18 protein-coding genes are annotated in these 22098 nt (G+C 35.8%); 6 read left to right on the top strand and 12 right to left on the bottom strand.

The genetic code is table 11. The features are described 5' to 3' along the window. Positions 1 to 2: 2 nt before the first annotated feature. The 11 genes from ASG21_RS09395 to ASG21_RS09350 form a co-directional block, all read right to left on the bottom strand. Positions 3 to 1616, bottom strand: coding sequence for a Na+/H+ antiporter (locus tag ASG21_RS09395; protein ID WP_056078778.1), 1614 nt, complete (start codon positions 1614 to 1616; stop codon positions 3 to 5). A gap of 129 nt (positions 1617 to 1745) precedes the next feature. Continuing rightward, the gene (locus ASG21_RS09390; protein WP_056078775.1) at positions 1746 to 2420 is read right to left on the bottom strand and encodes a DUF2490 domain-containing protein; all 675 of its coding nucleotides are present in this window, start codon (positions 2418 to 2420) and stop codon (positions 1746 to 1748) included. 216 nt (positions 2421 to 2636) lie between these two features. Beyond that, the gene (locus tag ASG21_RS09385) at positions 2637 to 3089 is read right to left on the bottom strand and encodes a VOC family protein (RefSeq protein ID WP_056078772.1); all 453 of its coding nucleotides are present in this window, start codon (positions 3087 to 3089) and stop codon (positions 2637 to 2639) included. Positions 3090 to 3287: 198 nt separating this feature from the next. Continuing rightward, complete coding sequence (locus tag ASG21_RS09380; protein ID WP_056078770.1) at positions 3288 to 3662, bottom strand: VOC family protein; 375 nt, start codon at positions 3660 to 3662, stop codon at positions 3288 to 3290. A 70-nt stretch (positions 3663 to 3732) separates the two neighbouring features. Next, positions 3733 to 4140 carry a hypothetical protein gene (locus tag ASG21_RS09375; protein ID WP_056078767.1) on the bottom strand — a complete coding sequence of 136 codons (408 nt, stop codon included), beginning with the start codon at positions 4138 to 4140 and terminating at the stop codon, positions 3733 to 3735. Beyond that, positions 4140 to 4610, bottom strand: coding sequence for a hypothetical protein (locus tag ASG21_RS09370; protein ID WP_056078763.1), 471 nt, complete (start codon positions 4608 to 4610; stop codon positions 4140 to 4142). The genes ASG21_RS09375 and ASG21_RS09370 overlap by 1 nt, the downstream gene beginning before the upstream one ends. A 9-nt stretch (positions 4611 to 4619) precedes the next feature. After that, a complete protein-coding gene (locus tag ASG21_RS09365) occupies positions 4620 to 5075 on the bottom strand; it encodes a DUF1569 domain-containing protein (RefSeq protein WP_056078760.1) in 456 nt (151 codons plus the stop codon). A gap of 102 nt (positions 5076 to 5177) precedes the next feature. Beyond that, positions 5178 to 5567: a lysozyme inhibitor LprI family protein gene (locus ASG21_RS09360; RefSeq protein WP_056078757.1), complete on the bottom strand. Its 390-nt coding sequence runs from the start codon at positions 5565 to 5567 to the stop codon at positions 5178 to 5180. A 17-nt stretch (positions 5568 to 5584) separates the two neighbouring features. Continuing rightward, positions 5585 to 11446 carry an alpha-2-macroglobulin family protein gene (locus ASG21_RS09355; protein WP_056078752.1) on the bottom strand — a complete coding sequence of 1954 codons (5862 nt, stop codon included), beginning with the start codon at positions 11444 to 11446 and terminating at the stop codon, positions 5585 to 5587. A gap of 9 nt (positions 11447 to 11455) precedes the next feature. Next, a complete protein-coding gene (locus ASG21_RS20595) occupies positions 11456 to 12121 on the bottom strand; it encodes a hypothetical protein (RefSeq protein ID WP_241773482.1) in 666 nt (221 codons plus the stop codon). Positions 12122 to 12145: 24 nt separating this feature from the next. Then, the gene (locus ASG21_RS09350) at positions 12146 to 17323 is read right to left on the bottom strand and encodes an MG2 domain-containing protein (RefSeq protein WP_241773481.1); all 5178 of its coding nucleotides are present in this window, start codon (positions 17321 to 17323) and stop codon (positions 12146 to 12148) included. Positions 17324 to 17430: 107 nt separating this feature from the next. Between ASG21_RS09350 and ASG21_RS09345 the strand changes: the two genes are divergently transcribed. Genes ASG21_RS09345 through ASG21_RS09320 form a run of 6 tightly spaced genes read left to right on the top strand, consistent with a single transcriptional unit; the run spans position 17431 to position 20656 of the window. After that, positions 17431 to 18195: a hypothetical protein gene (locus ASG21_RS09345; RefSeq protein ID WP_056078749.1), complete on the top strand. Its 765-nt coding sequence runs from the start codon at positions 17431 to 17433 to the stop codon at positions 18193 to 18195. A gap of 12 nt (positions 18196 to 18207) precedes the next feature. Next, positions 18208 to 18522, top strand: a complete 315-nt coding sequence (locus ASG21_RS09340) for a hypothetical protein (RefSeq protein WP_056078746.1) — start codon at positions 18208 to 18210, stop codon at positions 18520 to 18522. After that, entirely contained in the window at positions 18510 to 18818 is a 309-nt protein-coding gene (locus tag ASG21_RS09335; protein WP_056078742.1) for a type II toxin-antitoxin system RelE/ParE family toxin, read from the top strand. Before ASG21_RS09340 ends, ASG21_RS09335 begins: the two co-directional genes overlap by 13 nt. Further along, on the top strand, positions 18815 to 19921 hold the full coding sequence (locus ASG21_RS09330) for a DNA replication/repair protein RecF (RefSeq protein WP_056078739.1): 1107 nt from the start codon (positions 18815 to 18817) through the stop codon (positions 19919 to 19921). Before ASG21_RS09335 ends, ASG21_RS09330 begins: the two co-directional genes overlap by 4 nt. A 32-nt stretch (positions 19922 to 19953) precedes the next feature. Continuing rightward, positions 19954 to 20349: a hypothetical protein gene (locus tag ASG21_RS09325; protein ID WP_128414267.1), complete on the top strand. Its 396-nt coding sequence runs from the start codon at positions 19954 to 19956 to the stop codon at positions 20347 to 20349. A gap of 10 nt (positions 20350 to 20359) precedes the next feature. Then, a complete protein-coding gene (locus ASG21_RS09320; RefSeq protein WP_056078731.1) occupies positions 20360 to 20656 on the top strand; it encodes a hypothetical protein in 297 nt (98 codons plus the stop codon). Here the strand turns inward: ASG21_RS09320 and ASG21_RS09315 are convergent. Continuing rightward, positions 20634 to 22098: site-specific recombinase (locus ASG21_RS09315; protein WP_241773480.1), on the bottom strand; the 1465-nt coding region annotated here is incomplete at its 5' end. The genes ASG21_RS09320 and ASG21_RS09315 overlap by 23 nt on opposite strands.

Here is a 22098-nt window from a genome sequence, read left to right as displayed (position 1 = left end):
TATTAAGTGTGTGCAAAACCTGTGATTTTTGCTTCATCAAAATCGAGCTGCATTTCTATCGTTCTCATCACGTGATCATCAAAAATTTTCTCACGCTTCATGCGGTGAAGTTCATTACGCTGTGCCTGAATCACCTGTCTCAGCACGTCTTTATTCTCATTCATTGCCAGAACGTAGTCTCCTGTTGTCGCCATACACTGGGCTTTATCAGCCATCATCATCATCTCATTTTCAAGCTTGTGAATCTGGTGTTTTACGAGTTTGTTTTTTTCTGAAAGTTCAGAAAAATCACTTGTCAGTTTTTCCAGAGCTGTTTCTTTCAGTTTCCGCATCAGGATTGCTTCCTGCTTTTCCTCAGGCAATTCACTTCCGGCATCTTCTATTTTCAGCCATTTTAATATTGGAGAAAGCAGGAGACCCTGCCCTACTAAGGTAATTAAAATGATGACAAAAGTTACGAATAAAATTATATTTCTGTGCGGAAAAGGTTCGCCCGGACTGATGTAAACTGGGATTGACAGTGCTGCAGCCAGAGAAACAACACCTCGCATCGCCGCAAAACTGATGATAAAAGGCTCTTTCCAGTCGGGTTTTGGGTTTTCGTGCCTTACTTTTTTTGAAAAAAGCCTTGGAACATAAACTATTGCATAACTGTAAGCCAAACGTGTAAAAATGATGGCTCCACCGATGACAATACTGTAAAAAATACCTTCAGAAATGGTGTAATCTTTCATGGATTCAATAACAACCGGAAGTTCGAGACCTATCAGTATGAAAATAATGGTATTCATTAAGAAAATTACAACGCTCCAGACATTTCCTGTCTGGATTCTTGAGGTGTGACTCAAATAGCAATGTGAATTGTAAGACATCAGCAAACCACCTGCAACTACGGCGAGAACTCCCGAAAAATGAAAATGTTCTGCCGCAACATACATCACATAGGGAACAATCAAAGTAATCACTGTGTCAATATTTGAATTGGAAGGAATCATCCTTAAAAACTTACCGAAAACAAGCCCTGCACCGACTCCTACAGCGACACCGCCAATCGCCATTGTAAAGAAGTCCTGAACGGCTTCGCGGAAAATAAACTGCCCGGAAATAACTGCCGCCAAAGCAAATTTAAATACAATTAAACTCGAAGCATCATTGATTAAACTCTCCCCTTCCAAAACGGTTGTAATTTTTTTCGGAATTTTCATATTCCTTAAAATTGATGTTGCAGCAACAGCGTCGGGAGGAGAATTTACTCCGCCTAGAAGGAATCCCATCGCCACCGTAAGCCCTGGAATAATTGAGGATGAAAGATAAGCAACAACGATTGAGGTAAGAAATACCAGACCGAAAGCCATGGAAAAAATCTGTTTTCTCCATTTGTGGAAATCCTGCCATGAGGTAAACCACGCAGCTTCAAATAAAATCGGAGGAAGAAAAATGAGGAAAACGAGATCTGGCTCAATCTCGATTTGCGGCATTCCGGGAATGAAACTTACCAGCAAACCCGCAATGACAAGGAAAATGGGATAGGCAACTTTCAGCTTCTGACCAATCATTACAAGAATCATGACGGAAAGCAGCACGGCTATTGAAATAATTACGTAATCGTGAATCATTATTTTTGAGTTTTAGTGTAGTTTTTATTTAATTTAAATTTAAAAATAATCTCAGTAACAAACGGAAATGTTCAGATTAAAATTAAATTTCTCTGTATTTTTAAAGACCGAATCTGGTCTTGTTTTACTTTAGTTTCCCGTGAAGGGAATGTTGTTATAAAACCCGATCTGTATCTGTCCGCGGTTTTTATTTTCCTGAATCTGATTCATATAGCCGGCTTCAATTTTCATATTTTTATTAATAACAAATCCTAAAGCGCCGTACACACGGTTCCGGTCAAAAACAGGGCTGTTCAGATGAAGAAAAAATTCATTGTAAGCCGATAAATACAGAGTTTTAGGACTCATCTCTTTATTATTTAAAGGAATGTTTAAACCGATGTAATATCTGAATCTCATCCTGAAATCATCTTCTAAAAAACGTTCTTCCAGACGGTAACGCTGCTGAAGATTAAACCTTCCGAATTTCTGTTTTGTAATAAACTGCTGAAAAATCCGGTGCTCAATATTCTCAGTTTTTTCACCGTTTCTGTAGGGTTGGCTGAGGATAAAACCGTACCCCAGCAAAACATTATTATTGTTTTCGGTAAGGTCATATCCAATTCCGGTACGGATCAGCAACTGTTCGAGATCACCTGTTCCGTCAAAACTTCTGTACTGAATTTCATTATGAAAATTAAATTTATTGCTGATTTTATTGTTTCCAAAATACATATACCAGGCTCCGAGATCATTGGTTTGAGCAATTGAAAACGATCCTGTCAAAAGAAAAAGGAAGGCAGAAAAGGGTTTAATAAGTTTCATGTATAGTTGGACAATAAATATTCTCTATCAAATAATCAAAATCAATACTAAAAATCAATAACAGACAAAGAGTCGGATTGAAGATCAATTTTGTGACGTAAATGGTCAGATTATCTAATTCTCATTTATTCAAAAAGTCAAATTGTCATTGAAATTAAACGTTTTTAAAAAACAAAAAACCGCCAGAGAAACTGACGGTCTTTATTTTAATACATCTTAAGGATGTTGTTGCGTTTTAGAGGGGTCGTCGTAATTGACCATCCAGTTTATACCAAACTGATCTGTGAGCATACCGAAATATGCACCCCAGAATGTGTCTGTCATAGGCATTTTCATGTGTCCGCCCTGTCTGCCCAGTCTTTCGTAGATTCTTTGGGCTTCTTCACGGGATTCTGCATTCACAGAGATGGCGAAATTATTTCCCATCGTGACCTGTTCTGCGTATTCGCCAGCAACGTCGCTTCCCATCAAAACTGTTTCGCTGGAAATCGGCATGCTCACATGCATAATTTTGTTTTTGTCTTCTTCAGACATTTCGGTTCCTTCCTGAGGAGGCATTTCACCAAAAGTTCCCATGTAAGGAATTTCCGTATCGAAAACGGTCTGATAAAATTCGAATGCTTCTCTGCAATTACCGTTGAAGGTAAGATAAACGTTTACTGTTGCCATGGTATTTAGTATTTGAGATTTGAGGTTTGATATTTGAAATTCAAGGTTTAAGATTTAAGATTCAAGGTTTGAAATTCGGGTTACGGGATTCGGGTTGCGAGTTTTGTGACTTAGGTTATGAGTTTCGGGATTTGAGATGCGAGATTTATTCATCATTTATCAATCATCATTTATTACTCATTGCTCATCACACATTACTCATGCTCTGTGTTGATCGATAAGAATCATGTTCCCGTCGGGATCCTTGAGGAAGATATGCTCCGGGCCGGTGGTGGTTTCATCGGCGATTTTTTCCAGTTCGATTCCGCTTTCCATGAGATTTTTCTGAATGAGTCTTACATCATCGAAGTCTTCGAGATTCTGTGCATTTTCGTCCCAGCCGGGATTGAAGGTGAGCATATTTCCGTCGAACATCGCCTGAAAAAGACCGATCAGGGTGCTCCCGTTTTTCATGATGAGATAATTGTTTTCCATGCTTCCACCCATGGAAGAGAAGCCCAGTTTTTCGTAAAACTCTTTAGATTTAGCCAAATCTTTTACACTTAAACTTAGTGAGAATACGCCTAATTTCATAGCTAGGTTTTTATTTTTTTTAAATCATCCCGTACATTTTCAGTTTGGAATAAAAGTCATCGTGGTGATTTTACACCGTACTTTTAGTTAAAGCCATTTTGTATCCCGGGAAAACGAGAAAAGGAGCCGCAAGACCGCAAATCCACATCCAGGTTGGTGTAGGAAGCATAGTGAAATTCAAAATAATCACAGACAAAAGTACTGCCCCACAGAAAATTGCGCAGTACGGTTTTCTGTCCTTTGCAATTCTTGTAGACACAAATCCTGCTGAAAAAGCAGCGAAGGCATATCCAAAAATTACAATCACTTTTGCTTCTACAGGGAGTTCCTGAACATATTTTCTAAAAGCTTCCACTTTTTCGTAAGTAACACCGTCGGGCATCGGGTAAATCATATGATCGACGGCTTCCACCAGAAAGATGATCAGATTGGCAACGACGATACCGCCAATCACTGCAAATATTTTTCTCAGCATCATTATTGGTTTTTGAGTTTTGTTTTGAAATTCATGGTTTTATCATAGCTCGACCAGTCTCCTTTCAGGGTGATGACAGGATTTTCAATCTGATCTTTTTCTCTGTTCCAGGTAAAAGTATAAACAAATGTTCCTTTAAACTCACCGGAGTGCTTGCCTTTATTTTCCTCAGCCAGCTCGTATTCACCGTAAACAGTACTTCTCTTTGCAGAATTTTTGTATTTGGTAATTTTCATTTTACCTTCAAATTTTGCATACACTTTATCTACCAAAGAATATCCCGAGACGAAATATTCCTGATCATTTTTTTTATCCTGCTCAGAAATATTGATCTTAAGTTTTAACACTTCACCTTCTTTCCCTATCGTCCCTACGTACGGCTTGCTGTCGTTGAGCCAGACTTTAGAAATATTCGGCATTTGTGCAAAACAGAAGGCAGTGCAGAATAAGAACAGAAATAATAATTTTTTCATGGTAAAATTTTAAACGCCAAACTGGCTCAGATGGTGATTAAGGTGCTTTGCAAACATATTGTTCCATTCATGAGACTTTAATTTCCCGAAAGAAAAAGATTCTTTCTCTTCAAAAGCCTCTGCTCCCAGCTGCTGCGTTTTCTGAATAAAACCTATCAGTCTTTTTTTCTCATCGTGAAAATTTCTTCTGTTTGAAATCACAAATTGTGGTGCTGTAGGCGAATCTCTGGGATACGCTTTTTCGCTCACCACTTTTGGCTTCACAAAGCGTTTGAGAATAAATTTGGCAATGCTGCCTGGTTTTTTATGTTTTTCGGGCTCGTAAACCATTTCATAAGTTACACAACAATGCGCCAACATCTGGTCTACCGTCATTCTTCCCCACATTCCGTGTGTATCTTCTACGAGATTATTTATTCTATTGATGTAATTCTGAGCATCTTTTGAGTCGAAAACGTTTTCCATAGTCTGATTAATTGTATACAAACAAATATATTATTTTTTTTGTTTTAATTTTTAGTTTAAACTCAAACTCGATGATGATTTAATTGAAAATTCATTTATTAATTACCTTGCTGAACCACTACAAACGTCGCCGTCATAGTATTTCTCAAGCCAAACTTTCAATTCTTTTGTTCGCTGCTCTGTAAGTTCCTGCATCGAAATATTGTAGCAAACAGGAAATGCTGTTCCATAATGATATTGTTTGTCTTCTTCAGGATATTTTGCTGCAACCTGAGCATCCCGAAATTTTATCCAGAGATTCTGCGCAACTTTTAGTTTTTTCAGGAAAACCTGATCCTTCACATATTTCTTTAAAATCTCACCGTACACTAAATTGAGTTGTTTGTCAGCTTTCGAATAATTGTCGTAAGCCATTTTATTCATTTCAGCCTGAGTCTGGGCAAAAACAGAAGAGCTGAACATCAATGAAAACAAGATTACTGTTTTTTTCATTTTTTAAATTTCTTAAATTATTCCTTGATTTCCACTTTTACACCTTTCGTATTTGAATTCATTTGCGACGCATAATAATTCTGAATGGTGGTAATTCCGTTGGAGAAAACTCCGGAAGCATTACAGATCAAATCGTATTCAAAAACATATTTCCCTTTTGGCATTGACTGGATATAAAAATTTGTTGAAGCATCTTTCGTAGACTGGTAATATCCCAAACTGTTTTTCCACTGATAACCCGAAATTACACTTAAAGGCTCAAAACCTGCCGCTCTCATATCTTTGATCTGGATAAATTCCATAGCACGGTCGGTGTTCAGAATCATTCTTACGGTCACTTTATCGCCCACTTTCAGTGGAGTTTTTGGTGTGATTTTTTTCAGTTCTTCGCCGTTAACCGTTTTTACTTTTTTATACAGTTCTTTCGTCACTGAAAGATAATTTTCAGAAGATTTTATTTTATCTAAATCTTCATAATACTGCCAGAATAATCCGCCCTGCACAATTCCTGTGCCTGGTTTTGTAACGGTAACTGTCGCTAATTTTTTATCTAAAACGTCTGCTTTTATAGAAGATTTCACATAACCGGTTGCCTGAGTTTCCGGCTTTAATTCTTTCCCGCCCCAAATAATTGTTGCCTTATCGCTGTCGTTTGTAGTCCATGATTTTCCTGAATTTAAAATCGTGAAAATAACTTCTGCAGTTCCTCTTGAGCTTCCCCATGAGTTGACTTCTTTCTGAGTAATTAACCAGATTTTCATGTCTTCAATGAATTTCTGATCGTTTGGTTTCAATTTATTGAAAGCTTCCAAAGCGCCTGCATGATTGACCACTTTTGAGTTGAACCAGCCCCAGTCGTCTAAATTCTGTTTCCAGTAAACGCCTTGATTTTTAGAATCAACTGAGGTTTCCTTTAAATAAGTTAATAATTTTTCTGAAACATCTTTCAGACCATAGTCGTTCATCAGTAAAGCTGCACGGTGCAGTCCGAAGAATGTAAAATCTGTGATTTTGGCGGATTTGGCTTTTTCTTTAACCAAAGATTTCAATGTTGCAGATTTGCCGGTCAAAGGATATTCTTTTTCCCAGTAATTTCTTGCATTCAGGTAATCCAACGTCAAATTTGTCCAGACATTTTCTTTTTTCACATCATATTTTCCAACTTCCAAATCGACATACTGAATCAGTTTTTTAACCAAATCTGTTTGTTCAGAATTTCCTTCATCTTTAGAATTATTTTTTAACCAAAGATTGATTTTTCCTAAATTTTTCAAAATATAAAGTGATGTAGAATACGAACTAGGATAACCCTGATACCAGGAAAAACCACCATCAGGATTCTGCAGTTTTTTAAGCTCATCCCAATCGCTTTTTATAGAATTTTTCATCGTGTTTGCATCAAAAAGCAACGCTAATTTCTGCATTTGCTCTGTTTCATTTTTACTTTCCAAAACCCATGGCGTTTCATCAAGCAACATCTGTTTCAGTTCCTGATTTTTTTCAAGATTTGAAGTTAACAATCCTTTGCTTTGATAATCTTCAAAAACCGTTTTCAGTTTTGGATTGGCTTTAAAAATTTCCGAGGCCAAAACATCGGCAAACCATTTATTAAAAACAACATCAGCAGAATTGTTCTGATCATTTTTAAGGCTTGGCAATGCAAACATAATTTCCCAGATTGGATTTGTCGTCAATTCTAAAGTATTGGAAACATTGGATATCGTAGTTGAACTGTTATTTTTAAGATTTGGAAGCTCAAAAGTTTTGGTTTCTCCTTCTTTTACAAAAACGGGAACCGCTTCTGTTACAAGCATTCTGTTTGGTAAAACAGCGATTGCTTTTTGCTCGCCGTCAGAATAATTTCCGGCCTTCGCAACAACTTTTAGAATAATTGAGGAAACATCTTTCGGAACAACAATTTTCCATGCTAAAGCTGAATTTCCGTTTTCTTTCAGTTCAAATGCACTCGAATTATTTCGAATTAATCCGAATCTTTCGGTAATCTCTTCATTGGTAAGGGCATCTAAAATTTGAAGCTGAGCTGTTCCGCTTAATTTTTTGTCTGTTAAGTTTGAAAGCTTTGACTGAAGATTCAGTTCATCTCCTTCTCTTAAAAATCTCGGATAGTTTGGAGTTACTGAAAACTCTTTCTGCGTAACGACCTGTTTCTCCAAAGTAGCTGCTCTTGCATCTTTGGTATGAGCTAAAAACATTAGTTTCCATTTTGTTAAAGCTTCGGGAGATGTGAATTCGAAACTGACATTTCCGTCTTTGTCAGTTTTTAAATCGGGATAGAAAAATGCGGTCTCGTTTAGATTTTGGCGGACTGGAACTGTATTGGCAAGTTTTTGACTCAATTGTGTAGGATCGATGACATCTGTGAATTGCATCTTTTCTTCTTTTGAAAGCTGTCTTCCAGAATTGAGGATTTCTACCGCTGCATCATCCATACTCATGCTCGATAATCTCATTATAGGCGAAGCATTATTGAATCCAGCTCTCCCACCAGCTTCATCCAAATATTCCTTATAAGGTGTTGCACCATCTTCTGCGAACATATCTGCGTCATAAGTCCAGCTGAATGTGGGATTGCCAAAGGAAATTGGACGGAGGTAATCAATATCTTTTTGATAAGATAATTCATCAAGGGCGTTTCCAATTGAAAAGTAATCAAAATTATCATTGAACTGTCTCATTGAATTCCACAGATATCTGTTTGAACTAAACTGATCCAAAGACATATCATACATATTCGCTAAAACCTCTGCACTGATTTTTTCTTTATTGGCACCTATAACCTTTACAGACCATCTTTCTTTAGAATTTGGTTCTATTTTATCTCTGAAAGTTACCGTTTCGATGATTATATCTTTGGAGTTGTCTACAATAGCAAACTCTGCCGTTTTTGTTTGAACATCATTGAATGCAACAATCTGAAAACTAATATTGAGATTAGAAATCTTTTCGTCCTGCGGAGCAGTGACCGGAAATTTGAGAACACCATTTTTCATATTGTGAACAGAACTCACAACCGCACTGACACCGTTTTGAACAAACACATTGACCAAAGCATTTGGAATGGAAGAATAAACGTATATCTCAGCAGTTGCGCCCCGATTTAATTCTGTTTGCGTCTGCACAACTTCAAGAAAAATATTTTGGTTTTTGTCTACTGATTTTCTATTGAAAACAGCAAAATTCTGTTTGGTTCTAATCGTGTCTTTACCTTCGATATTGAATAATTCCAGTTCATAATTTCCAGCATTCAGTTTGCCGAGATTCAAACTTTCATCTTCAGAGCTATACACCGTTTTATTTAAAATAATGGATTGAACTTCTTTATTTTCATCATTTTTATCAAAACGATCGTTAGGAAATTTCGCAACAAATTCAGTTTTAGAAAACTGCGGCAAGTTCTGAATTTCGTCCTTGAATTGGTCTCTGAAAATTCTTTCCGGTGATTTCAATTTTGAAAGTTTTACCTGATAAGATTTTTTAAGATTCTGTTCGTTGTAATTTTTAGTTTCAACTTTAAGTTTTACATTTTCATTATCAAAAACATTTTTAATCTCATCTATCCTAATATAATGGGAAACTGAAGCTACTTTCACATTGGTATTTGCAGACTGAGTTTCACCGTTAATATCAGTGACCGAAGCGTTGATAGCAAAATTATCGATCTGAATTCCTTCAACTTTTTCATCTTTTTTAAGATTAACTTCTATTAAAAATTCACCTTTATCATCGGTTTTTACCTCGCCCAAAATAGAGTTTTCATTACCATATTCATGTGGGAACCATGGGAAATATCTCCATCTGATGTTTTGTTTTTTAATTTCATAATTCACGGTCGTATTGCTCAGAGCCACACCTGAAAACATCATTGCTTTACCTTTAAGTTCAAGGGTTTGACCGTACTTGTATTCGCCTTTGACAGGTTCAAAATTGACTTCAAATTTTGGTCTTTTGTATTCTTCTACCTGAAAATTATGGTTGCCATTGTTATCTCCGTCAGTAGAAAGTGTAAAATTTCCGTTCAGTTTACCATTCGGCAAAATAAAACTACCGTGATAAGAGCCAAACTTATTCGTAACGAAGTTCTGAGCCGAAACTTCCTGATTATTGGCATCCGTAAGTGTAATTTTCTGCTTTAGATTTGCAACAACAGATTCTTTATCATTTGCAATCTGAGTGTTGATTACTTTGAAATAAACCGTCTGGCCAGGTCTGTAAATTGCTCTGTCGGTAAAAATCTGTGCTTTCTTTGAGTTTTCACTGTGAGTGTAAAGATATCTGCCGTGACCATAAATATTAATTATCTGGAAGCTATTGGATTTTGGCTGACTAATCAGATATTTTCTGTAACTGTCTTCGTTATCGGTTGCAGGAAACTTAAATACGCCGTTTTTATCAGTCACAACTTTCGTTTCAGATAATTTTTTATCTCTGGAATATTCATAGATGATCAGATTTTCTTCGCCTGCGATTTGACCATTTTCACTTTTTACTAATTTCATCAGATTCTGCAAATCTCCTTTTTCAGATTTGGACTGATAAATAATTTTGTTTTCTGAAACCAAAAAATAAAAATGCTGATTTTTCAGATCTTCTTTATCATTCTCAACAGTATATTCTGCAAAATAAATTCCTGTGGGCAAAGGTTTTATTTCGAGAGATGCGATATGAGTTTTGTAATCTTTCGGTGCTTTAAGTTTAAACTCATCTTTTCTGACAAATGTTTTTTTCATTTTATCAGAAGAATTTGTTTGCGTAAACAGGAAAAATTCATTTACATCATCAACTTTATAAATAGTAAAGATGAAATTTTCTACATTTCTAAATTCCGCCGAAATATGAACTGGCACATTGGGCAACGTCTGTTGCTCATAACTGACGTTCAGAAAAGGGTTTATAATCTCACTTTCAATGTTTTTTAAATTATTTAAAAACATTGATTTCGGATAGTCTTTTTTTACTTTTTCAATAAGTGCCAAAGCTTCTTTTTGGTTATCTTTTTCAACTAAAAGATGAGCAATTTCGTTGTATATCAAAACCTTATAGTCGCCCTCAATATTTAAACCGGCAAGAGTTTTAAGCTGATCAATCTTATTGTTGCAAAAATTATAGCCACAATTTTCACTTAGTTTACCATGTAAAAAAAAGAGCTTTGAATTTCCTGAATTTGAAGCGATTAGATCGTCGTAAATGGCATTAATCTGAATCTTGTTTTCCGCTAATTCATTTTTAGTAAAAAAACCAGAATTGCCAAGGAAATTAATCTTTTCTAAAGCATACCAGTCGTATAATGTTGGGAAATAATCTGCATTTGCATTGTTGTAAAAAACGTCTTTGTATTTATTAAAACTGATCTTTTTTAAATCAGATTTAAACTGATCCAGTTCCTGGTAAGATTGCGCAAGATAATTTTTAAAATCCAGTTTAGACCACGTTTCAATGTGAGAAACATCCTGATTATCAACATTAGTTAACTGATTGATTTTCCAGCTGTACTCTTCAAAATATTCTTTAACGAAGCCAGAAACTAAAATTTTAAATAAGAGTTTGTCATCTCCTTTCAACTGCTTTTGTGTTGCTTTAATTTTGGCAAAAAACTTTGAAGAAACATCATTTTTTTCGTCTTCTGCAGTCTGACTGACAACTACAGATTCTGCCTTCAGTGTCTTAATAATTTGTACTACATTATTTTCTTTCATCGCGCGTTTTTGTATTTCTGTAATGATAGGAAGATTGCTTTTAAACTTTCCTCCATCTGTATTTTCCTGAACTTTATTCCATTGACTGTCGTAATAATTCTGAGCCTGAACGGAGCTGAAAATTCCAAAACACAGAAGAATTAAGATGATTTTAATGCTTTTCATATTTGATGCTTAGTTTTTAATTTCAAGTTTATCGCCTTTTGTCCGGGCATTCATTTGAGGTGCATAATAATTCTGAAGGGTTGCAAAACCGCTGGAGAAACTGCCTGCTGCATTACAAACGAGATCGTACTCGAAAACGTATTTCCCTTTCGGCATGTAATAAATATAAAAATTGGTTGAAGCGTCTTTCGTTGCCTGATAATAACCCAAATTGTTTTTGTACTGATACCCCGAAAGCACATCTACAGGCTCAAGTCCGGCAGCTCTCATGTCTTTCAGGTGAACATATTGCATCGGTCGGTCTGAGTTTAAAATCATTCTTACCGTAAGGCGGTCTCCTACATTCAACGGACTGTTTTCTGTGATTTTAAGCAGTTCTTCGCCATTCGTAGTTTTAACTTTTTTGTAAAACTCTCTCGTCATCGAAATGTAGGTCTCGGTAGATTTTGCATTATTGATATCTTCATAATATTGCCAGAACAATCCGCCCTGAACAATTCCCGGACCGGTTTTGGTCACCGTAACCTGACCTAATTTCGGATCTATTTTATCTGAATTGATGGTCTGTTTCAAAAATCCTGTGGTTTTTGTTTGAGGAGCGACTTCTTTTCCACCCCAGATCACCGTTGCTTTATCGGCTTCAGGCGTTGTCCACGATTTACCGGAATTCATCATAATGTAAATAATTTCCGCCGTCGTTCACGAATTCCCCCACGAATTGGTTTCTTTTTGTGTAGCCAGCCAGATTTTAGATTCCTCAATAAAATCGATATCATTTGGTGCTACTTTTGCCAGTGCTTCAATCGCTCCGGCATGATTTACTGCTTTTGATTCGTACCAGCCCCAGTCGTTGAGATTTTTCTTCCAGTAAGCACCCTGAGTTTCAGATGAAACTGAGGTTTCTTTTAAATAATTAATCAGTTTTTTCGAGGTGTCTTTCAATCCGTAATTATCGTAAATCAATGCTGCACGGTGTACACCATAAAATGTCAGATCTGTTACTTTAAACTTATCTGCTCTGTCGATAATCATCTGTTTTAATCTTTCTCCTTTTCCTGAAATCGGATATTCTTTTTCCCAATAACGTCTTGTATCTAAGTAATCTAACGCAAAATTGCTCCACGGGTTGTCTTTTTCTTCACTCCAATGTCTTTCCAGCTGAGAATCTATATAACCGATGAGTCGAGAAACCATAGATTGTTGTCCGCCTGGTTGGTATTCTCCGATTCCGTCTTTCAGCCAGACATTCATTTTTCCTAAATTTTTAAGAATGTATAAGGAATTGCTGTACGAACTTTCGTAGCCTGGAAGCCAAGGGAAACCGCCGTCGCCATTCTGATATCGCAGTAACATATTCCAGTCTTTGGCAATAGAATTTTTCATCTGGTTGACCTCGAAAAGTCGTGCAACTCTGTTCATCGTTTCCGTTTCCGACTGAGATTGCAGAACCCAAGGTGTTTCTTCGAGTAAAACCTGTTTCAGTTCCTGATTTTTTTCAAGATTGCTTTTCAGTAGATCAGCAGTTTTATATTCATCAAAAACTGCTTTCATTCTCGGATTTGCTTTAAATATTTCGGTACCAACCACATCTGCAAACCAGCTATTGAACCAGTCATCCGAGCTGATATTTAAATTTTCACTCAAATCAGGCAAAGCAAAAATAATTTCCCAAATCGGATTGGTTTTCAGTTCTAAAGTATTTCTCACGTTTTCTGCCGTTCCCGTGGTGTAATTAGCGAGACTTTCCAAAGTAAAAGTTTTGGTCTGACCTTCTTTTACAAAAATCGGAACTGCGTCTGTCAACAACATTCTATTCGATAAAACGGCCACGGGAATTTGCTCTCCATCCGAGAAATCGCCTGCTTTTGCCACCACTTTAATGATGATAGAATTTACTTTATTGTAAGGCGTTTTGATCTTCCAGCTTGCCACAGCATTTCCTGTATTCTGAACTTTAAAATCCTGAATTGACCCCGTAATTCCAAATAAAGAAGAAATGTCTTCGTTGGTTTCGGCATTTAAAATTTGAAGTGAAACCTTTCCATCCAAAGACGTATCGGTAAGATTAGAAATTTTAGTCTGGAATGAGAGTTCATCTCCTTCTCTTAAAAACCTTGGATAATTTGGCGTAACTGAAAGTTTTTTCTGAGTGATAATATCCTGCTCTAAAACTGCCTGTCTGTCGTCTTTTGTGTGAGCGAGAAACATTAATTTCCATTTGGTTAAAGCTTCCGGCGTAGTAAATTCAAAACTTACATTGCCTTGAGCATCAGTTTTCAGGTGAGGATAGAAAAAAGCTGTTTCTTTAAGATTTTGTCTCGCATTTACCTTATCCAAATCTTCATCTTTTACAGGCGGCGGTGGCGCATCGTCTTTATCTAAAACACCGTCGGCATCTTTATCAGCGAAACGGCCGGACGATCTTTTTTCAGAAGAAACTTCCATTGCCATCATTGCATTCGGCTTCGGACAACCATTGTACGTTTCCAATCCCGGAACATTTGGGCAGGCATCTTTCATATCATCAATTCCGTCGCCATCCATATCTGTCGTTAAACCATATTTTACCAATAATTCGTAGAAAACATTTTCATCAAACCATTTAAGTTGTGGCAGATTGATTTGCTTTGTTTCAAGGTATTTAACCTGTTGATACCAATACAGCTGTGATGGATAAATCTCAACATTAAAATCTTTGAAAACGTTTCTCGGTCTGTAAATTTTCGTCCATGAATAGGTATTGGGAACAAATTTATCCAGCGATTTATCGTACATATTAGCTAAAACTTCCGCAACAACCTTTTCCTTTTCTCTGCCTAAAATTTTAATACTCCATTTCTCTTTTGAGTTGGGCTCCAGCTTGTCTCTGAAGGTTGTCAATTCGATTTTCAGAGGCGGATCTTCATTTTTAATATTGAGATTAATGTATTCATTTTGAACATCGTTGTACTGAGCCAGAACGAACTGGACATTATATTTTTCAATATTTTTTTCCTGAGAAATGGTCAATGGGAAAGCCAAAATTCCGTTTGAGAATTTTCTTTTTTCCATTTTCGGAGCGCCAAATCCGTCCTGAACATAAATATTAACTTCAGCATCAGGAATAGCAGAATAAGCGTAAATCGTCACTGTAGAACCTCTCTTCACTTCATTTTTAGGCCCAATAATTTTTAGAAAAGGAAACTGATTTTCACCCAAACGTTTTTTGTCCCAGACACTGAAATCCTGCTCTGTTTTGATGGAATCTTTGCCTTCAATATTATAGATTAAAAGTCTGTAAGTTCCGGCATTCAGTCTACCGAAATTGAGTTCTTTTCCGGATTTTGTCCCGTCGGTAATTGTTTTTAAAACTTTCCAGTTTTTCTGGTCATCAGATTTATCATATCGGTCATGGGGGAATTTGCTTAAAAACTCATCTCTTCCCATCTTCGGAAGATTTTGGACATTGTTTTTAAAATTATTTCTTAAAATCCGCTCCGGTTGCTTCAGTTGCATCAGTTTAACTTTGTAACTCTTGTCCAAAGCAACATCATTGTAATTAAAGCTCTCGACTTTTACTTTAAGATCTTCATTTGCAGAAGCTTCTGAAACTGGATTTGTTTTTAAATAGTGCGATACCGAAGCTACTTTCACATTGGTTTCGGCACTTTGGGTTTCGCCGTTCAGGTCGGTAACGGTTGCATTTACTTTGTAATTATGAACCTGAATTCCTTTTACGTTTTCATCTTTTTTAAGATCAATTTTAATGATAAATTCTCCCTTTTCATTGGTTTCAACCTTTCCTAAAACTGAATTTTCGTTGCTGTATTCTGCGGGATACCACCAGAAATATCTGTTTCGGATATTTTCTCTCTTAATATCAAAATTTACTGCAGTTTTGCTCAGCGGAACTCCAGAAAATGTAGTGACTTTTCCTTTCAGTTCAATGGTTTGACCATATTTGTATTCACTTTTAATTGTATCAAATGTGATTTCAAATTTTGGCCTTTTGTATTCTTCTACTGAAAAGTATTTCTGATTATAACGGTTTCCAGAAACATAAATTGAAAATTTTCCATTCAGTCTGTCTTTGGGAATTTCAAAACTTCCACTGAATGAGCCAAAATCATTGGTCGTGAATTTTTGTGAAGATATTTTTTGATGGTTAGTATCAAACATGACCACCTCCTGCTCTTTATTCACAAGCAGAACATCTTTACGTTTTTCATAATCAGGCCTTGTGGCGATTACTTTAAAATGAACGGTCTGTCCGGGTCTGTAAATTTCTCTGTCAAGAAAAACCTGATACAATTCTTCGTGACTTCTGTAGTCATCACCTCCGTCATAAACAGAATTTAAAATATTAAAATCTCCCGAAACTGCATCATAAATCAGGTAGGGATTATAATCGTGGTAACTTTTTATGGAAGGAAATTTCGCAAAATTATCAGTCTGAATCAATATTTCGGTCTCGCTTACATTTTTGTAGTCCCTGAAATAATATCTCTGAAGCTGGGTATTTATTTTTCGCTCACAGGTTTCTCTGTCGACCAAAATGTAATCTTTCTTTTCATCATAAATTACCCTTGAAGATGTGGAAACAAACAGAAACCTAGAAACATCTCCCCCATTGATATATTCACCGATATACAGGCCTTTTGGAAGACCTTTCATTTCCAGTGAGGTTGAATAATTTTTATAGTCTTTTTGATTGGGAAGTTCAAAAACATCAGTTCTTACTAAAGTTTTATCGATCTTTTTGTAATACTCTACATAATCAAGACTTTGCAGATAGAGCAATTGATTTTTGAAATCGTTAACCTCATAAATTTTTATTTCAAAGCGGTCTGCATTTTTATGCGTTGCCACCAGATGAATTGGTTTTTCGGGGATATTGTGTTCTTCATAAAAAACCTGTACAAAAGGACTTTTAATGTTATTTTCTAAATAATCCAGATTGCTTACAAGCTTCGAATTGGGATATTCAGCTTTTATTTTTTCAATCCAGCGGATGGCTTCTTTAAATTCAGATTTTCTCTGTAATTCTTCGGCAATTCTTTTAACGATTAAAACTTTATATTCGCCTTTTTCGGGAGAATTGACAATGTCAATCTGTTTTTTCAGAAACTGCTCGTTGGTTTTTATACTGTTTTCAAAAATTAAAAGCTGATGTTGAAAATAAAGCTGTGGATTTCCCCTGTTGAAACTGATTAAATTCTGATAAAGATTTCTTATAGAAGTATGGTTTTCTTTGATTTCATCTTTTGTGAAAATGCTTTCATTATTCAGAAAATCTATATTTTTCTTTAATTTCCAGTCATACAGAGTTGGATAATAATCGTAATCGGTATTTTCGCCAAGTGCTTCTTTGTAAGATTCAAGCCTTACTTTTTTGAGCTGATTATCAAGTGTCGAAAGTTCGGCAAACTTTTGTTTAAAATGATTTTTAAAGTCGAGCTTCGTCCATGTTTCAATTTCAGAAACATTTCCTTCCGCCACATTCGTCCGATTCTGAATTTCATATCTGGTACGGTTGAAATATTCTTCAAAAAACTCTATTTCAAGGATTTTAAAGAACAAATGATCATCTTTTTTAAGCTGATTTTCTGTTTCTTTTATTTTTGCAAAGAATGCGGAAGCGTAATCATTTTTCGTATCGTCGTGGGTTTCCTTATAAATTCCAAATTCTGCCTTTAAAGATTTAATGATCTGTGGAGCATTTTTATCCTTGATTGCCCTTTTCTGAATGTCGAGAATCAGCGGAAGTGACGATTTGAATTCTCCGTTTTTATAACCTTCGGCAATTTTTTTCCACTGCTCTTCATAAGAATTCTGAGCAAAGATGAAAGTTGTGAAAAATACAAATAACAGTAAAAGACATTTGGATATGGTTTTCATATGTAGATTTTATTGTTTTATTTTGTCATATGTTATCGCCACATTTTCATCGGTACCTGTTTGCAAACTTAATTAATGGCGATTTCATAGATCTTATTTTTGTCTGAATGAATGCTTTAAATTTACTGAAAAAATACATCATCGACAGCCAAATATTTGTCTCTTTGATGGGAACTTTTTTTGCGGTTTTTTTCATGCTGGAACAGCAAACCTTTCGCTGGCCGACCGTTGCGCTTATCTTTATCACTTATTTCAGCGGTTATCTTTACACAAAATATCAGAAAACGAAATATTTCCCCAAAATCCTTGTTTTAAATTTTGTTGCAGGCATCGCTTCAGCAGTTTTAATTATTTTAAACCATAATGAAATACGCTTGATAAAATGGTTTATCATTGTCGTGCTCGGCCTACTCTACAACTCATTTTTTTTGGAAACTTACATTAGAAAAATTCCCTTACTGAAAGTGTTTTACGTCGGTTTGGTCTGGGGTCTGATGAATTGCTGGCTTACATTATCCGAATTCAGTCTGCCTATTTTTCTGATCAGTTTTTTATTTATTACCGCTTTGGTTTTGCCATTCGATATTCGCGATATGAAAAGTGATACAGTGAAGACTTTCCCAATGATTATCGGAGTTCAGAATACCAAATATTTAGCTTACTTTTTAGTTTTCGCAGCGACTATTTTGGGTTTAATTTATTTAAAACTAAACTTTTCTATAAGCTTTTTCTTAACCTTAATCTCAACCTTTATTCTCATCTACTTTTCTGAAAATTCAAACAGAGATTCTTACTTTTCTTTTTGGGTAGAGCTTTGCTCGGGACTTCCTCTTTTGTTTTTAATTCTGTCTGAAATGTTTTACCTTTACTAAAAATTTGTAGTGATGGAATCTTTCGAAACAATTCAGAATAAATTACTCAGAGCAATCTCAGAAAGTGCTGACCGTGAAAAAATTGTTCGTTTGTGGAAATTCTGGAACGACGAAACCACAGATTTTTCAGTTTCAGAACCTGTTTCATTTTATGATTCAGAACGTCCGATGACTGATGAGGAAGTTGATGAATATTTTAAGGAAGAAGTGGTTGTTTTGCCCGCTAATTTGATGAATATGATTGAAAGAGGAATGGATGATGTGAAAAACGGAAAAGTCTACACCGAAGAAGAAATCGACAAAATGGATGAGGAATGGCTAAAGTAAAAGTCGTATGGACCCATTTTGCCAAGCAACAGCGAGACGAAATTTTTGATTACTGGAACAAAAGAAACAAAAGTACATCTTACTCTAAAAAATTGAAACACCTTATCAGACAAAGGACAAATCAATTGAAAATTTTTCCTTTTACAGGAAAAAAAATGCTCACTGAAAATGTCCGAATCTTGATTTTGAAGAATTACAGCTTAGTTTATTACATAGAAAAAGACACTATTTCCATCATATCCTTTTGGGAAAATCATCAGAATCCTGAAAAACTGGACAAAATTTTAGGATTATGACCATCAACAAACTTACCCTCTACAACTTCAAAAATCACGCAGAAAAGCACTTCACTCTATCCCCGCAAATCAACTGTTTTGTTGGCAACAACGGCGTGGGAAAAACAAATATTCTAGATGCACTTCACTATCTGTCGGTGGGGAAAAGTTTCCTGGGAAACAGCGATTTGAACAATATTCAGGATGACGGAGATTTTTTCACCATAGAAGCTGAAATTCAAAATGGAGATTCTGAAGATATTATCAAAATTCTTCAGCCAAGAGAGGCCAAAAAAGTGATTAAGAAAAACGACAAAAGCTATGACCGAATGGCCGATCACATCGGTTACCTGCCCAGTGTCATGATTTCGCCTTACGATTCAAATTTAATTTCAGATTCGGGGGAAAGCCGCAGAAAGTTTCTGGATTCGATGATTTCGCAGACCGATTCTTCTTATCTTTTTGATTTAATTCAATACCAGAAAACCGTTCAACAGAGAAATGCTTTGCTGAAATACTTCGCCAAAAACAGAACCTGGGACAAAGATTCTTTGGAGATTTATGATGATCCCATCGTAAAATCGGGCACAAAAATTTTTGAGAAAAGGAAAGAGTTTGTTTCACAGCTCAATCCGATTGTCCAGAATTTTTATCAGATTATTTCCGGCGGCAGGGAAACTGTTTCTGTAAAATACGAATCTCATTTGCTGGAAAGCTACGACAGCAACCGGCCTGAAAAGATTTTCAGAGATCTGCTACACGAAAATATTGACCGCGACAGAATGCTCACCTACACTTCAAAAGGCATTCACAAAGATGATTTACTTTTTGAAATGAATTCAGTTTTAATCAAAAAAATCGGTTCACAAGGTCAGCAGAAATCGTTTTTAATTTCTTTAAAACTCGCTCAGATGAGTTTGGTAAAAGAATTGACGGGAAAAACTCCAATCCTTCTCCTCGATGATATTTTCGACAAACTCGATGACAGCCGTGTTTCCCAGTTAATTGAACTTGTAAATCAGGAAAATTTCGGACAGATTTTTATTACGGATACGCACAGGGAACGTACGGAAAATGTCGTAAAGAAGATTAATGAAGAAAGTATTATTTTTGAAATAGGATGAAAAGTTTTAAAAAAATTCTGAAAATATTCTTTTTGCTAACCACACTGATAAGCTGTGGAATTGAAACTGATAATAAAGAACAGATTTTTTATCTTTGGACAAATGCTGAACTCCCGAAAGATGTACTGACAATAAACGGTAAATATTGGGAATCTGGACATTTCACGAAGGAATACGAAGTTTACATTCATTTGAAACCGACTGAGAAATGGTGGAATGAATTTAAAAAAGTGAATGAATTGGAAGCTCATAAATCAAATTTTTCAGAAGAGATCCGGCTAAAATTAAAACCAGATTATAAAAGAGTAATAGAAATACCAGAATGGTTTAGACCGAATAAAAATTCTACTGTTTATCAAAAAATAGATTCGCAATTTTATTGGAATGAAACAACTAGAGATTTATTTATTCACGAGATCCAACTATAAAAACACTCCGATGCGAAAAAACAGAAAACGAGAATTTCAATCTTCAGAACTGGTAAAATCTTTTGCCAGAATTCATGGTTTTGAAGATAAACTGGTGGCGTTTGAGATTAAAGATTTCCTTGAAGACTATCTTGATGAAGCTTTATTTGATGAAATAAAATCTGTAAATCTCGAAGATAAAATTATTTCTATAAAAGTAAATTCGCCTTTACTGAAGCACGATTTTCAGATGAGAAAAAGTTTTTTCCTAAAAAAATTTCAGGAGAAATTCGGGGAAGAAAAGTTTAATGATCTTCAGATTTTGTAGGAATGCTGTTGCTGATTAAGGCATCAGATTTCCTGTCGTAAACCGAACGCATCGGAATAAAGAAACTGAGCGGACGGCGTAAAAAATACCTGAAAATCTCGCGGTAAATATCTCTTACTTCACCCAAATTCAGCTTTCTGGAACGGAACGCCAAAAACATGGAAAGACCGAAGCTCACCACAAAGTTGAAAAAACCAATCAGAAAAACGGTGAGAAACGACAGCCAGAAAGTGTAACTGTCTACGGAAAAGTCTTTTCCATAAAGTCCCAATGCAAAATTTCCTGCAGCAAATGTGATGTGACGGATATCCAGATCAAGCCCGAAGAAAAAACCGATTGGCGCAGTTGCTCCCAAAAAAACACCAAACCAGAAATTTGAAATTATTCCAGCCCAGTTTTTTGCGTAATATTTTGAAAGACTCCTGGCAAATTTTCCCCCAAACCATCTCTTGATAGTCAGATTTTTGGCAATCCTGTCTGGGATTTGATAAAATACAGAATTGTTGGCAATATTACCTGAAATAATCCCTGAAATAAACAGGTAAAATCCTGCAATACTCGCATGAAGAATGGCTTTTGACTGAAAAGGATCCAAATCCTTTAAAAGTTTATCTGATCTTTCCACTGCTAAATTCTGTGAGAAAAAAACATCCAAACCATAAATAATCGCCAGCGCAATCGGGAAAGACAGCAAAACATTTCCAACAAATGCAATAAACTGACTTCTGAATAGCCTGGAGACCAAATCTGCAAACTCAGTATAATTTTTCTGCGAATTTCCCTGTTCAGAAAGTACTTTAGTCATTGTAGCAGCCGTCATTGCGGGCTGTTTGGTTGCCAGAGTAAAACTCATCAGATAAATCATGACAAAACCCATCGCGTAATTCATCGCATACAGGAAAGCATGAAAAAAATCACTGCCGGGCATAAAGCCGTACAACATTTTCAAAACACAGAGCGCACCTACGATAATTCCGCCACCGCTGGCTTTGTAGAACATACTCATGTACTGTTTGCGGTTTGCCGTGATGTAGTGACTTCCTGTTTCTGCAGTATGATTGGTAATTAAATGCGAAATCAGTCTTGTACTGTCATTGAAAAGTTCAGCAATATTATTCTTATGAGATTTATAAGATAAAATATTAAATATCAACTGCTTAGATTTTAATAAATCATCTTTTTGTGAATCTATGACCAAAAGATTGGCAATTTCAAAAATTCTCGTTGTCTGCTGTCTGATCTTTAAAAGTGACTGATTGATCTTCCCTGAAATCCCATACTTTGAGGAGTTTTTGAAGGAAATATTTACAAAATCCAGACATTGTTCAGTGTAGATTTTTATCTGTTTGTAACGGCTGTCTTTTGACGAAAGCTGGAGTTTGGGATTGATTTTAAATTCCTCAGCCAACGCTTCCAATTCATTCTGGAGTGCTAAAAAAGGA

Source organism: Chryseobacterium sp. Leaf394 (assembly GCF_001424105.1).
Lineage (GTDB): Bacteria > Bacteroidota > Bacteroidia > Flavobacteriales > Weeksellaceae > Chryseobacterium.
Note: the sequence above shows the minus strand (reverse complement) of the source record. Positions and strands in the feature narration are given on the sequence as shown.

Coding starts and splice junctions, on each gene's coding strand:
- ASG21_RS09395 (WP_056078778.1), bottom strand. CDS start 1,616: ATGATTCACGATTACGTAATTATTTCAATAGCCGTGCTGCTTTCCGTC.
- ASG21_RS09390 (WP_056078775.1), bottom strand. CDS start 2,420: ATGAAACTTATTAAACCCTTTTCTGCCTTCCTTTTTCTTTTGACAGGA.
- ASG21_RS09385 (WP_056078772.1), bottom strand. CDS start 3,089: ATGGCAACAGTAAACGTTTATCTTACCTTCAACGGTAATTGCAGAGAA.
- ASG21_RS09380 (WP_056078770.1), bottom strand. CDS start 3,662: ATGAAATTAGGCGTATTCTCACTAAGTTTAAGTGTAAAAGATTTGGCT.
- ASG21_RS09375 (WP_056078767.1), bottom strand. CDS start 4,140: ATGATGCTGAGAAAAATATTTGCAGTGATTGGCGGTATCGTCGTTGCC.
- ASG21_RS09370 (WP_056078763.1), bottom strand. CDS start 4,610: ATGAAAAAATTATTATTTCTGTTCTTATTCTGCACTGCCTTCTGTTTT.
- ASG21_RS09365 (WP_056078760.1), bottom strand. CDS start 5,075: ATGGAAAACGTTTTCGACTCAAAAGATGCTCAGAATTACATCAATAGA.
- ASG21_RS09360 (WP_056078757.1), bottom strand. CDS start 5,567: ATGAAAAAAACAGTAATCTTGTTTTCATTGATGTTCAGCTCTTCTGTT.
- ASG21_RS09355 (WP_056078752.1), bottom strand. CDS start 11,446: ATGAAAAGCATTAAAATCATCTTAATTCTTCTGTGTTTTGGAATTTTC.
- ASG21_RS20595 (WP_241773482.1), bottom strand. CDS start 12,121: ATGATGAATTCCGGTAAATCGTGGACAACGCCTGAAGCCGATAAAGCA.
- ASG21_RS09350 (WP_241773481.1), bottom strand. CDS start 17,323: ATGAAAACCATATCCAAATGTCTTTTACTGTTATTTGTATTTTTCACA.
- ASG21_RS09345 (WP_056078749.1), top strand. CDS start 17,431: ATGAATGCTTTAAATTTACTGAAAAAATACATCATCGACAGCCAAATA.
- ASG21_RS09340 (WP_056078746.1), top strand. CDS start 18,208: ATGGAATCTTTCGAAACAATTCAGAATAAATTACTCAGAGCAATCTCA.
- ASG21_RS09335 (WP_056078742.1), top strand. CDS start 18,510: ATGGCTAAAGTAAAAGTCGTATGGACCCATTTTGCCAAGCAACAGCGA.
- ASG21_RS09330 (WP_056078739.1), top strand. CDS start 18,815: ATGACCATCAACAAACTTACCCTCTACAACTTCAAAAATCACGCAGAA.
- ASG21_RS09320 (WP_056078731.1), top strand. CDS start 20,360: ATGCGAAAAAACAGAAAACGAGAATTTCAATCTTCAGAACTGGTAAAA.